Source organism: Pseudomonas sp. SMSB3 (assembly GCF_052041965.1).
In the GTDB taxonomy this organism is placed as follows: domain Bacteria; phylum Pseudomonadota; class Gammaproteobacteria; order Pseudomonadales; family Pseudomonadaceae; genus Aquipseudomonas.
Genome location: NZ_JBKGGV010000014.1, coordinates 31,897 through 44,579, shown reverse-complemented (window position 1 = coordinate 44,579; position 12,683 = coordinate 31,897). Strand labels below are relative to the sequence as shown.

Below are 12,683 nucleotides of genomic sequence, written 5' to 3'. Positions count from 1 at the left end.
CACGGGCGAGGGCTTCGGCTCGAGCCGGTGGAACCGAGGGTGGCTGTCAGTAGGCACGGTCACAGCTCATTTTATTAATACAGGGATTTGTCCCTGGCCTATTGGACCTGTCAAAGGGTTCGTTTATCAGGAGAAGCCTCATGGCCCTCAGCGTTGAAGAAAAAGCTCAGATCGTTGCCGATTACCAGCAAGCCGCCGGCGATACCGGTAGCCCGGAAGTGCAGGTTGCTCTGCTGACCGCCAACATCAACAAGCTGCAAGGCCACTTCAAGGCCAACGATAAAGACCACCACTCCCGTCGTGGTCTGATCCGTATGGTCAACCAGCGTCGTAAGCTGCTGGATTACCTGAAGGGTAAAGACACCACTCGTTACAGCGCCCTGATCGGTCGCCTGGGCCTGCGCCGCTAATAGCGGCCTCGTCAGTGGTGTGCATGGCGTGTCGCAAGTTTCGGCTATGCTGCTTCGCAGCATCGTCGTCGGACACGCCACGCGTATCTACGAGGTTGGCAGCCTGGATTTGCTGAGCGGTTTACCGCTCGGCAGCCAGGCTCCCAACCTCGTGTTGTATCTGGACGGTCAATGGGGCCGATTCCCCGTTCTGCCCAAGAATTCGCAAGAAACCAGTTCCCCCAAGAGCCACTGAAAAAGGTAGGAAACCGTGAACCCGGTAATCAAGAAGTTCCAGTTCGGTCAATCGACCGTTACCCTCGAAACGGGCCGCATCGCCCGCCAGGCAACCGGCGCCGTGCTGGTTACCGTCGACAACGACGTCACCGTGCTGGTGACCGTAGTGGGTGCCAAGCAGGCAGATCCAGGCAAGGGCTTCTTCCCGCTGTCGGTCCACTACCAGGAAAAAACCTACGCTGCCGGCAAGATCCCGGGTGGCTTCTTCAAGCGTGAAGGCCGTCCTTCCGAGAAAGAGACGCTGACCTCGCGCCTGATCGATCGTCCGATCCGCCCGCTGTTCCCAGAAGGCTTCATGAACGAAGTGCAGGTCGTCTGCACCGTGGTCTCCACCAGCAAGAAGACCGACCCGGACATCGCGGCGATGATCGGTACCTCGGCTGCCCTGGCGATCTCCGGCATCCCGTTCGAAGGCCCGATCGGCGCCGCCCGCGTGGCCTTCCACGAAAGCACCGGCTACCTGCTGAACCCGACCTACGAGCAACTGGCTGCCTCGAGCCTGGACATGGTCGTCGCCGGTACTTCCGACGCCGTGCTGATGGTTGAATCCGAAGCGCAAGAGCTGACCGAAGACCAGATGCTGGGCGCCGTATTGTTCGCCCACGACGAATTCCAAGCCGTCATCCAGGCCGTCAAAGAGCTGGCCGCCGAAGCGGGCAAGCCGACGTGGGACTGGAAGCCTGCCGTTGCCAACACCGAACTGCTCAACGCCATTCGCGCCGAGTTCGGCGAAGCCGTTTCGCAGGGCTACACCATTACCGTCAAGGCTGACCGCTACGCCCGTCTGGGCGAGCTGCGCGACCAGGCCATCGCCAAGTTCTCCGGCGAAGAAGGCCAGCCTTCGGCTGCCGAGGTCAAAGAGATCTTCGGCGAAATCGAATACCGCACCGTTCGCGAAAACATCGTCAACGGCAAGCCACGTATCGACGGTCGTGACACCAAGACCGTGCGTCCGCTGAACATCGAAGTCGGCGTTCTGCCCAAGACCCACGGTTCGGCCTTGTTCACTCGCGGCGAAACCCAGGCCCTGGTCGTTGCGACCCTGGGTACTGCACGTGACGCGCAGTTGCTCGATACCCTCGAAGGCGAGAAGAAAGACCCGTTCATGCTGCACTACAACTTCCCACCGTTCTCGGTCGGCGAATGTGGTCGCATGGGTGGCGCCGGTCGCCGCGAAATCGGCCACGGCCGTCTGGCCCGTCGTTCGGTACAGGCCATGCTGCCAGCGGCCGATGTGTTCCCGTACACCATTCGCGTGGTGTCGGAGATCACCGAGTCCAACGGTTCGAGCTCGATGGCTTCGGTCTGCGGCGCCTCGCTGGCACTGATGGACGCCGGTGTGCCGATGAAGGCACCGGTCGCCGGTATCGCCATGGGCCTGGTCAAGGAAGGTGAGAAGTTCGCCGTTCTGACCGACATCCTCGGTGACGAAGACCACCTGGGCGACATGGACTTCAAAGTTGCCGGTACCGCCAAGGGTGTGACCGCGCTGCAGATGGACATCAAGATCAACGGCATCACCGAAGAAATCATGGAAATCGCCCTGGGCCAGGCCCTGGAAGCGCGCCTGAACATCCTCGGGCAGATGAACCAGATCATCGGCCAGTCGCGTACCGAGCTGTCGGCCAACGCACCGACCATGATCGCGATGAAGATCGACACCGACAAGATCCGTGACGTCATCGGCAAAGGCGGCGCCACCATCCGCGCCATCTGCGAAGAAACCAAGGCGTCGATCGACATCGAAGACGATGGCTCGATCAAGATCTTCGGCGAAACCAAGGACGCCGCTGAAGCTGCCAAGCAGCGCATCCTGGGCATCACCGCCGAAGCCGAGATCGGCAAGATCTACGTGGGCAAGGTCGAGCGTATTGTCGACTTCGGCGCCTTCGTCAACATCCTGCCTGGCAAGGACGGCCTGGTGCACATCTCGATGCTGAGCGACGCGCGTGTCGAGAAAGTCACCGACGTGCTCAAAGAAGGTCAGGAAGTCGAAGTGCTGGTACTGGACGTGGACAACCGCGGTCGTATCAAACTGTCGATCAAGGACGTAGCTGCCGCCAAGGCCTCGGGCGTGTAAGCGACCGAACTGCGACAGTAAAGAAGGGCTCCTGCGGGAGCCCTTTTTTTATGCCTGCATCGGAACCTTTTGCGGACTTGCATCTTGCATGCAGGTTTCAGCTGCCAATTGCAAAATGCACGATGACGCCATCGTCCTGGTATGCATAAGTCATTGATTTATAAGGAAACAAGCGAAGCGGAAAAGCTGGCACAGCACCTGCAATATCTCTTGTATCTGACGCCAGGGCATCCGGCGCAGACCTTTCGAATAAACAGGAGTGACCCAAATGAAGAAGTTCGCCATTGCTGCCGCTACTGCTACCGCTCTGACCCTGACCATGGCTAACGGCGCTTTCGCCGCTGAAGCTACCCAAGCTCCAGTGATGCTGGCCGCCAACACCGTGGACAACGCCAAGCAGGAAGGTTCTGACACCTGGATCACCACCAAGGTGAAAGCTGACCTGATGACTGAAAAAGGCGTTCCAGGCAGCGACATCAAAGTAGAAACCAGCCACGGCGTTGTGTCGCTGTCTTCCGACGTAAAAGTCACCGAGTCGCAAAAAGCTGAAGCTGTGCGCATCACCAAGAACATCAAAGGCGTCAAGAGCGTAATGGCTGACGGCCTGAAAGCCGAATAAGGATTGTCCCGTCGGCCAAACGGATTTGGCCACTTGCATCGAAGAACCCCGGCAATCGCCGGGGTTTTTCTATTTAAGTCGCTGCTTACTCAGCATCCAGGTGCATCGGGGTGATCACCCGACCATCAGGCTCGGCCTGGCCCAGATGGGTGTCGATGAAGTACACCCGGTCGTCTTCCAGCTTGCCCTTGTCGACCAGGTAATCCTTGATGCTGCTGGCCCGATCCTGGCCGAGCGTGCGCAGCAGCGCGGTGCTTTCAGCCCAGGACTTGAGCACGGCCTCGCGCAAGCGCGTGGTGCGTGCATCGCGGTCCAGTTGTTCCCACTCAGCGGGCGGTTGCTGCTTGAGACGAGTGCGGTAGATGCCTTCGAGCATCGCCGGCTTGTCGCTGTCATCGACGACCAGCAGTGAAGCATTGGCCGGCACCTTGTCACCGCGACGCTGCAGGATCTTGTACCAGATCGCCTGATACTCGCGTTCAAGCCGTTGCTCGGCGATCAGCGGGCCGTCACTGCTCTGTGCGCTGGTCCCTTCGATCTCCAGGCGCAATTGCGGGCGCTCCTTGAGCGCTGCGCCAAGCTTGTCCAGGGCCGCCTGCGCCTCGGCACTGAGGTCGCTGGAGCCGGGCGCGAACGCTACCGTGCCGAGGTCTTGCGAACCACCCCCGGCAATCAGGCCACCGATGAACTTGAACGGTGCCTGAGCGGCGCGCAGCACCAGGTTGCGCAGAGTTTGCCAAACGATCGGCATGACGCTGAACTGCGGGTTGTTGAGGTCGCCGCTTACCGGCAGCTCGATGGAAATCTTGCCTTGCGTGTCCTTGAGCAGGGCGACTGCCAGGCGCACCGGCAGGTCCACCGCATCGGGGCTGTCGACCTTCTCGCCCAACTGCAGCTGCTCGATCACCACTTTGTTTTCGGCCTTGAGTTGGCCGTTGCTGATCAGGTAGTGCAGGTCGAGGTTGAGCCGGCCCTTGCGAATGCGATAACCGGCGAACTTGCCCGAGTAGGGCGTCAGGGTGGTGAGCTCGACGCGCTTGAAACTGGTGGCGATATCCAGGCTGGCCAAGGGGTTGAACGGATTGAGCGCGCCTTTGATGGTTACCGGCGCGTAACGGTCGACCTTGCCTTTGACATCGACCTTGGCCGGCGCTGCCTGCCGATTATCGATGGTGCCAATCTGGCCGTTGAGCTGCTGTACGGCGGTGGCGAAGTTCGGCGTCAGGGTCAGGTCGGCGAAATTGGCCGAGCCGTCATTGATGGCGATCTGGCCGATGCGAATGCCCAATGGCTTGCTCGCGGCAGCGGTGCGCGACTGAGCAGGGCTGCCGGCCGGCGCTTCGGGCGCTTGCGCAATCAGCAAGTCGTCGACGCTGGTGCTGCGGTCCTCGTTGATGATGAAGCGGGCGTAGGGCTGCAGCAACGTCACCTTGTCGATCGACAGGGCATCGCCGTGTACATAAGACAGACCGTCGAGGCTGACCTGCTGCCATTTGACGAAATCGCGGCCCTTGATGGTGTCCAGCGTATGCAGCTGATTGACCTGGGCCTTGCCGGCCACGGTGAAGGCGAGCGGGCTGGTATTGCTCAGGTTGACCTGCAGGTCGCTGGCGAGCATGCCGCTGCGCAGTTCAAGGCGAATGTATGGGCTGAGGTAGGCCTGGGCAATCCGCAGGTCGATGTCGCGTGTGCTGACAGCGAGCTGGGCGGTCACCGGCGCCAGGTTGACTTGCCCGGCTGCCTGCAGCGTGCCCTGGCGTCCGACGCCGGTGTCGAGCTTGACGGTGAAGGGCGACTTGTTGAGGCTGTCGTAGCCTTGCATGTCGACATTCAGCGGGCCGATGTCCAGCGCCACCGGCTCTTGCTGGCTGCGGTCGGCGAGGTGGACCTGGTAGTTGCGCAGTTGCACATCCTTGAGCAACACCTGCCATGGCTTGCTTGGCTGGCTAGCTGCCTGTTCTTCGGCGCTCGGCGCGGCGGTGGCCGGCGCGGCTTTCTCCTTGGCGCTGGCTTTGCTCGGCTGGCTGGCGAACAGCTTCTGCCAGTCGAGCTGGCCGTCGGCTTCCAAGGCCGCCCAGGTTTCCAGTTTTTCGCTGCGTACCTTGCCGACGGTGACCTGTTGCCTGGCGAGGTCGAGCGTGGTGTCGCTGACCTGCAAACTGGCCAGGCGCGCCAATTGCCGCCCGTCAGGCGCCTTGATGGCGAACGGTGCGACCTTCACCGAGGCCTGTTCGAGGCGCAGCTCGGTCTGTTTCGACAGATTCAGGCTGTAGTGGGTATCGAGGTTGATCAGCCCGTCTTCGAGCACCAGCGGCACGGCGTCGCGCACGTAGGGCCAGAACAGCTTGATCTTGGCGTCGGTGATCTTCAAGGTGCCTTGCGAGGCGATCGGCGTCAGGCTCAGCGTACCGCTCCAGTCGACTCGGCCACCGTTCGGGCTCAAGGCGACCAGGGTCATGTCGGCGTTGTCGTCGGGCAGCGTGCTGAGGTTCTTGAGCTCCAGATTCATGTCATCGTAAAGGAACTCGATCGGCTCACTCGGGCGCAGGTCTGCGAAGCGCAGGTAGCCGCCGGCCAGCTTGATGCTGCCGATGCGCAGCGGAAATGGGTCGCTGGCGGGCTCGTCGGCTTTGGCCTGGCTGGGCGGCAGCTTGAACAGCTGGCTCAGGTTGAGCTTGCCGTCCTTGGCGAACAGCACCTCGGTGCGTGGTTTTTCCAGCTCGACGGCCTGCAGGTGCAGAGCGCCGCTCCACAGGCTGTCGAGCGCCAGGTTGGCGTAGAGGCGTTCAAAGCCAAGCTGTTCCTTGCCGGGCTCACCGACCTGCAGGCCCCACAGGGTCAGCTCGAGGCTGAACGGGTTGAACTCGATACGCTGCAAGTGCGCAGGCAGGCTGGCGTACTGCGCCAGTTGCTGGTTGGCGACACGCAGGGCGATACCCGGAACGATGAGAAAGCCCAACAGGCTGTAGAGGGCTACCAGAGTCAACAAGGCGCCCAGGGCGCGGGTCAATCCTTTGTACATGTGTCGCTTCGTCTGTCGGAGCAGGGGTGGTTGGAGTATGGCAGGTTAAATCGGTTCCGCTGCGCTGGGCACTTTACCCTCACTCGATGCCCATTCTGCGTTTGGCGCGGTGCGCCGAGCCATCGCGCATCGCCCAGCGCAGGATCGGCGCGGTGCGTTGCAGGCCAAGGCGGATCATGCGTTGCTGCAGCGGGCCCTGATGCAGCCCGAGCATGCGCCTGGCCCAGTCCGGCAACAGGTCGACGCCGGCCTGCAGCATCAACTTGCCCACCGGCTGCGCCAACCTGCTGGGGGCCGGCGCGTCGAGCAATATCCCCACCACTTCGAGGCTGCGCGCGCTGCACTGCAGCTGGCCACGCATGCGTTGCAGGTAAGCCTCGACCTGCTGGCAGGAACGCGGCACGCCGGCGGCGCCCAGGCGCTCGGCGATCAGGGCGATCTCGGCATAGTAGGCGTCCTGATCGGCTACCGGCAGGTGTGGATTGCAGTAACGCAGGTGGGCGGCGAGGAAGCTGCTGACCTCGGCCACGTGCACCCAGGTCAGCAATTGCGGGTCGCTGGCCGCGTAGGCGCGCCCGTCGGGCGCAGTGCCAGTGACTTGCAGGTGGATGGTACGCACTTTGTCGATCAGCCATTCGGCATCGCGGGTCGCGCCGAAGGTGGTGCCGGAAATGAACTGGCTGGTGCGGCGCAGGCGGCCAAGCAGGTCTTCGCGGAAATTGGAGTGGTCCCAGACCCCGGCCAGGGCCAGGGGGTGCAGCAGTTGCAGCATCAGGGCGCTGATGCCGCCGACCAGCATGCTCGGAAAATCGCCATGCACCTGCCAGCTGACGCTGTGCGGGCCGAACAGCCCAGGGTCGCCTTTGGGCGATTCCAGGTCCAGTTGCCCCAGGGCAAGCCCGGTAAGGCTCATGACTTGGGTTTCAATGCGACGGCGTAAAGCTTCCATGGCCACCTACGGCTGTAGGCGGCCATGCAAACGGGCCGCCGGTTATCGATTGAGGCGCGTGTCGATCAGGCCCTGCACCACGCTCGGGTCGGCCAGGGTCGAGGTATCGCCCAGGTTTTCCAGTTCGTTGCAGGCAATCTTGCGCAGTATACGCCGCATGATCTTGCCCGAGCGGGTCTTGGGCAGGGCCGGTGCCCACTGGATCAGCTCCGGCTTGGCGAAGCTGCCGATCTCCTTGCTGACCAAGGCCAGCAATTGCGCCTTGAGTGCCTCGTCGGGGGTGACGTCATTCATGGTGGTGACGAAGGCATACACGCCTTGGCCTTTGAGGTCATGGGGGTAGCCGACCACGGCCGCCTCGGCGACGCTGTCATGCAGCACCAGCGCGCTCTCCACCTCGGCGGTGCCGATGCGGTGGCCGGAGACATTGAGCACGTCATCGATGCGGCCGGTGATCCAGTAGTCGCCATCGGCATCGCGGCGGGCGCCGTCGCCGGTGAAGTAATAACCGGGCATGGGCTTGAAGTAGGTATCGACCATGCGCTGGTGATCACCGTAGACGCTGCGAATCTGCCCCGGCCAACTGGCCTTGATCGCTAGCAGGCCAGCGCCCGGGCCGTCGATCACCTTGCCTTGCTCGTCAAGCAGTACTGGCTGCACACCGAACATCGGCTGGGTGGCGCAGCCTGGCTTGAGCGTCTGCGATCCCGGCAGTGGCGTCAGCATGATGCCGCCGGTCTCGGTCTGCCACCAGGTATCGACGATTGGGCAACGCTGTTGCCCGACCTCATTGAAGTACCATTCCCAGGCCTCCGGGTTGATCGGCTCACCAACACTGCCGAGCAGGCGCAGGCTGGCCCGCGAGGTGCCTTGCAGAGGCGCCGAACCTTCACGCATCAAGGCCCGCAACGCCGTGGGCGCGGTATAGAAGACATTCACCTGATGCTTGTCCACCACCTGCCAGAAGCGTGAGCTGTCGGGATAATTGGGCACCCCTTCGAACATCAGCGAAATCGCTCCATTGGCCAGCGGCCCATAGACGATGTAGCTGTGACCGGTGACCCAGCCAACGTCGGCGGTGCACCAGAACACCTCACCCTCGCGGTAGTCGAATACCACGTCGAAGGTCATTGCGGCTTGCAGCAGGTAGCCGGCGGTGCTGTGCAACACACCCTTGGGTTTGCCGGTGCTGCCCGAGGTGTAGAGGATGAACAGCGGATCCTCGGCGTGCATCGGCTCGACCGGGCACTCATCACCGGCCTGTTCGGTGGCCTGTGCGTAGCAGAGGTCGCGCCCTTCGCTCCAGGCTACCTCGGCGCCCGTGCGGCGCACCACGAATACGCTGCTGACCGCAGGACAACTGGCCAGGGCCTTGTCGACGTTGTGCTTGAGGGGTATGCGTTTACCGCCGCGCACGCCCTCGTCGGCTGTGATCACCGTGCGGCAGTCGGCGTCGAGGATACGGTCACGCAGGGCGTCCGGCGAAAAGCCGCCGAACACCACCGAATGAATGGCGCCGATACGCGTGCAGGCGAGCATGGCGTAGGCGGCCTCGGGAATCATCGGCATGTAGATGCACACCCGGTCGCCTTTTCTCACGCCACGCGCCTTGAGTGCGTTGGCCAGGCGGCAGACCTGACGGTGCAGTTCTCGGTAGCTGATGGCGCTCGAGTCCTTGGGGTCGTCGCCTTCCCAGAGCAGGGCAGTCTGCTCGCCGCGCTGGGCCAGGTGGCGGTCGATGCAGTTGTAGCTGACGTTCAGCTGGCCACCGTCGAACCAACGCGCCTCGCCGGTGCTGAGGTCGCTGCGCTGTACGGTGGACCAGGGGGTGATCCAGTCCAGGCGTTTGGCCTGCTCGGCCCAGAAGGCATCCGGGTCGTCGATCGACTGGCGGTAGAGGCGCTGATAATCGTCGGCGCTCAAGGCGGCGGACTGGCTGACGGCCAGGGCCTGGGGATACTGTCGGATATCGAACATGGCGGTGGTCCTGCTCGGGTCGGAGGGACTGCAACGGCTATTCGATGGACAGTGTAGCTGGCAGGGCTGTTCAACCTGGGCCGGCGTCACCGCAGTCGCTTGTGCGATGATGCCGTCCCCGGCGGCGCGATCAACCGCGGTGGCGACCGCGGAAGTAGTTGATCAGGCCTTGGGTGGAGCCATCTTCGGCGCTGTCTTCCTGGCTGCCGACCAGGCGCTGGTAGACACCTTTGCCCAGTTCCTTGCCCAGCTCCACGCCCCATTGGTCGAAGGCATTGATGCCCCAGACCACGCTCTGCACGAACACCTTGTGCTCGTACATCGCCACCAGCGCGCCCAGGCGCCGTGGGCTGATCCGTTCGACCACCAGGGTGTTGCTCGGGCGGTTGCCCGGGATCACCTTGTGTGGCGCCAGCTTGGCGACGTCCGCCTCGCTCAGGCCTTTCTCGCGCAGCTCTGCTTCGGCTTCTGCACGGGTCTTGCCCAGCATCAGTGCCTGGCTCTGCGACAGGCAGTTGGCATACAGCCACTGGTGGTGGTCTGCCACCGGATTGAAGCTCACCACCGGCACGATGAAGTCAGCTGGAATCAGCTGGGTGCCTTGGTGCAGCAGCTGATGATAAGCGTGCTGGCCGTTGCAGCCGACGCCGCCCCAGATCACCGGCCCGGTATCGGTCTTGACCGGGGTGCCGTCCTGCAGAACGCTCTTGCCGTTGGACTCCATGTCCAGCTGCTGCAAGTGCTTGGTGATGTTGCGCAGGTAGTGGTCGTAGGGCAGGATCGCATGGCTGCTGGCGCCCCAGAAGTTGCCGTACCACACGCCCAGCAAGGCCAGCAGCACCGGCATGTTCTGCTCGAACGGCGCGCTCTGGAAGTGCTGGTCCATGGTGTAGGCGCCAGAGAGCAGCTCCTTGAAGTTGGCGGTGCCGATGGCCAGGGCGATCGGCAAACCGATGGCCGACCACAGCGAGTAGCGCCCACCTACCCAGTCCCACATCGGGAAGATGTTTTCTTCACGAATACCGAAGGCCACGGCCGCCGCCTTGTTACTCGATACCGCGATGAAGTGGCGGTACAGCTCGGCTTCCGAACCGCCCTGGGCCAGGTACCAGGTACGCGCGGCCATGGCGTTCTTCAGGGTCTCGAGGGTGTTGAACGACTTCGACGAGACGATGAACAGGGTGGTTTCGGCGCGCAATTTGGCCGACAGCTCATGGAATTCACTGCCGTCGATATTGGCCAGGTAATGGCAGCGCACGCCACGCTGGGCGTAGGGCATCAGGGCCTCGGAGACCAGCTCGGGGCCGAGGAACGAGCCGCCGATGCCGATGTTGACCACGTCGGTGATCGGCTTTTCGCTGTAGCCGCGCCACAGGCCATCGTGAATACGACCGACCAGCTCGGTGATCTGGTTCAGCACCTTGTGCACTTCAGGCATCACGTTGACGCCGTTGACGCTGAGCTTGTCACCCACCGGGCGGCGCAGCGCGGTGTGCAGCACCGGGCGGCCTTCGGAGGCATTGATGATCTCGCCGCTGAACATCGCCTTGATCGCATCGCTCAGGCCGACTTGTTCGGCGAGCTCGACCAGCAGCGTGCGGGTTTCGTCCGTGATCAGGTTCTTCGAGTAATCGAGGAACAGGCCGCAGCTGCTCAGGGAAAACTGATCGAAGCGTTTGCCGTTTTCGGCAAAGGCTTCACGCATGCTGAAGCCTTGCATGGCGTCGCGGTGTTTCTGCAGGGCCTGCCAAGCGGGGAGGGCCGTCACATCGTGGGGTGTACGGTAATACGCCATTGCACGAAATTCCTTGCTGTAGCGCAGCGACAACAGCTGCGTGATCTGCCTTCGACTCGGCAGGTTTTGCCAGGTTCAGGCGGCGATCATTATAGGCATAGCCGGGCAGCAGGGAATGGGCCTGGCGGCGGATTTTGCAGCGTTGGTCCGGGCTGGCTCAGGCGAGCCACTTGCCGCGCGCCTGCAAGCGCCAGCCGACCCAGCCCAAGGTCACTGCACGCACTGCCATGAAGCCCAGAAACGCCAGCCACAGGCCGTGATTGCCCAGGCCACCGAGCAGCGCCGCCACCGGCAGCGCGAGCAACACCGAAACCAGCATGGCGTTACGCATCTCGCGGGCGCGGGTGGCGCCGATGAACAGGCCGTCGAGCAGGTAACTCCACACCGCGATCAGCGGCAGCACGGCCAGGTAGGGCAGGTAGGGATAGGCCGCCGCGCGCACGCTCGGGATATTGGTCTGCAGGTCGATGAACAGGTGGCCGCCCGCCAGGAACAGGCCGGCGAATACGACGCTGGTGATCAGCGACCAACCGCTGGCCACCACCAGCGCACGGCGCAAGGTCGTGCCATCGCGGGCACCGATGGCATGCCCGCACAGGGCTTCCACGGCATGGGCCAAGCCATCCAGCGCGTAAGCGGTCAGCAGCAGGCCGTTGAGCAACAGCGCGTTGGCCGCGACCGTCGCCTCACCCAAGCGCGCGCCTTGCACGGTGATCAGCAGAAACACCAGTTGCAGCGCCAGGCTGCGCAGAAAGATGTCCCGATTCACCGCCAGCAACGGACGCCAGGCCTGCCAGCGCCGCAGCGCCGGCCAGGCCATGCGCCCTGGGTAGGCGCGCAGGGCCGGACGGGTCAGGGCCAGGCCCAGCAGCGCTGCGCTCCATTCGGCGATCACCGAGGCCCGCGCCGAACCCAGCACGCCCCAGTCCAGGCCCACGACGAACCACAGGTTCAGGACGATATTGAGCAGGTTGGTGGTCAACAGAATCGCCAACGGTGCTCGCGCGTTCTGGGTGCCGAGGAACCAGCCGACCAGCGCGTAGCTGGCCAACGCGGCGGGCAGGCCGAGCAGGCGGGTATGGAAGAAATCTTCAGTGGCTTGCTGCAGTGCCGCGCTCGGCTGCATCGCATGCAGGGCCAGCTGGCTGAAGGGCACGGCCAGCGCGCCGATCAGCAACGCAAAGGCCACTGCCAGCAGCAGGCCTTGCAGCAGCACCTGGCGCAGCGCGGCGCCGTCGGCCCGCCCGGCGGCCTGGGCGGCGAAGCCGGTGGAACCCATGCGCAGAAAGCCCATCAGCCCGACCATGAAGGTGAACAAGGTAGCGCCCACGGCCACCGCGCCCAGTTGGTGGGCATGGGGCAGGTGGCCGATCACGGTGCTGTCGACCAGGGCCACCAGTGGCACCGATACATTGGAAAGGATCATCGGCGCGGCCAGCGCCCAGACCTTGCGGTGGGTCGGCCGGTGCTGCCAGTCGGTGGACAGTTGCGACATTCAAATACCTGGATCGGGAGGGCCGCGTAGCATCCGCGCTGATCGATTGCGCGGCATTGT

9 protein-coding genes are annotated in these 12,683 nt (G+C 63.2%); 4 read left to right on the top strand and 5 right to left on the bottom strand.

The window, feature by feature from the left end:
* Nucleotides 1-140: 140 nt before the first annotated feature.
* The 4 genes from rpsO (at nucleotide 141) to ACLEJW_RS19855 (ending at nucleotide 3,385) form a co-directional block, all read left to right on the top strand.
* Complete coding sequence (gene rpsO / locus ACLEJW_RS19870) at nucleotides 141-410, top strand: 30S ribosomal protein S15 (protein ID WP_016391796.1); 270 nt, start codon at nucleotides 141-143, stop codon at nucleotides 408-410.
* Nucleotides 411-456: 46 nt separating this feature from the next.
* Nucleotides 457-645 carry a hypothetical protein gene (locus ACLEJW_RS19865; RefSeq protein ID WP_440778099.1) on the top strand — a complete coding sequence of 63 codons (189 nt, stop codon included), beginning with the start codon at nucleotides 457-459 and terminating at the stop codon, nucleotides 643-645.
* Nucleotides 646-660: 15 nt separating this feature from the next.
* A complete protein-coding gene (gene pnp, locus ACLEJW_RS19860; protein ID WP_313299365.1) occupies nucleotides 661-2,766 on the top strand; it encodes a polyribonucleotide nucleotidyltransferase in 2,106 nt (701 codons plus the stop codon).
* 268 nt (nucleotides 2,767-3,034) lie between these two features.
* Complete coding sequence (locus ACLEJW_RS19855; protein ID WP_313299368.1) at nucleotides 3,035-3,385, top strand: BON domain-containing protein; 351 nt, start codon at nucleotides 3,035-3,037, stop codon at nucleotides 3,383-3,385.
* Between the two features lie 85 nt (nucleotides 3,386-3,470).
* Here ACLEJW_RS19855 and ACLEJW_RS19850 read toward each other — a convergent pair whose 3' ends face one another.
* The 5 genes from ACLEJW_RS19850 to ACLEJW_RS19830 all read right to left on the bottom strand — a co-directional run bounded on the left by ACLEJW_RS19850 (nucleotide 3,471) and on the right by ACLEJW_RS19830 (nucleotide 12,623).
* Nucleotides 3,471-6,407: a DUF748 domain-containing protein gene (locus ACLEJW_RS19850; protein WP_440778098.1), complete on the bottom strand. Its 2,937-nt coding sequence runs from the start codon at nucleotides 6,405-6,407 to the stop codon at nucleotides 3,471-3,473.
* Nucleotides 6,408-6,486: 79 nt separating this feature from the next.
* Entirely contained in the window at nucleotides 6,487-7,356 is an 870-nt protein-coding gene (locus tag ACLEJW_RS19845; RefSeq protein WP_440778097.1) for an oxygenase MpaB family protein, read from the bottom strand.
* 42 nt (nucleotides 7,357-7,398) lie between these two features.
* Nucleotides 7,399-9,333 (bottom strand): acetate--CoA ligase, encoded by a 1,935-nt coding sequence (acs, locus tag ACLEJW_RS19840; protein WP_440778096.1) that lies wholly within the window; start codon nucleotides 9,331-9,333, stop codon nucleotides 7,399-7,401.
* A gap of 130 nt (nucleotides 9,334-9,463) precedes the next feature.
* A complete protein-coding gene (gene pgi / locus ACLEJW_RS19835; protein WP_145190790.1) occupies nucleotides 9,464-11,128 on the bottom strand; it encodes a glucose-6-phosphate isomerase in 1,665 nt (554 codons plus the stop codon).
* 157 nt (nucleotides 11,129-11,285) lie between these two features.
* Entirely contained in the window at nucleotides 11,286-12,623 is a 1,338-nt protein-coding gene (locus tag ACLEJW_RS19830) for an MATE family efflux transporter (protein WP_440778095.1), read from the bottom strand.
* Between the last annotated feature and the right edge of the window lie 60 nt (nucleotides 12,624-12,683).

Excerpts from the sequence above, each read along its gene's own strand:
- rpsO (WP_016391796.1), top strand. The coding sequence starts at position 141 with ATGGCCCTCAGCGTTGAAGAAAAAGCTCAGATCGTTGCCGATTACCAG.
- ACLEJW_RS19865 (WP_440778099.1), top strand. The coding sequence starts at position 457 with ATGCTGCTTCGCAGCATCGTCGTCGGACACGCCACGCGTATCTACGAG.
- ACLEJW_RS19855 (WP_313299368.1), top strand. The coding sequence starts at position 3,035 with ATGAAGAAGTTCGCCATTGCTGCCGCTACTGCTACCGCTCTGACCCTG.
- ACLEJW_RS19850 (WP_440778098.1), bottom strand. The coding sequence starts at position 6,407 with ATGTACAAAGGATTGACCCGCGCCCTGGGCGCCTTGTTGACTCTGGTA.
- ACLEJW_RS19845 (WP_440778097.1), bottom strand. The coding sequence starts at position 7,356 with ATGGAAGCTTTACGCCGTCGCATTGAAACCCAAGTCATGAGCCTTACC.
- acs (WP_440778096.1), bottom strand. The coding sequence starts at position 9,333 with ATGTTCGATATCCGACAGTATCCCCAGGCCCTGGCCGTCAGCCAGTCC.
- pgi (WP_145190790.1), bottom strand. The coding sequence starts at position 11,128 with ATGGCGTATTACCGTACACCCCACGATGTGACGGCCCTCCCCGCTTGG.
- ACLEJW_RS19830 (WP_440778095.1), bottom strand. The coding sequence starts at position 12,623 with ATGTCGCAACTGTCCACCGACTGGCAGCACCGGCCGACCCACCGCAAG.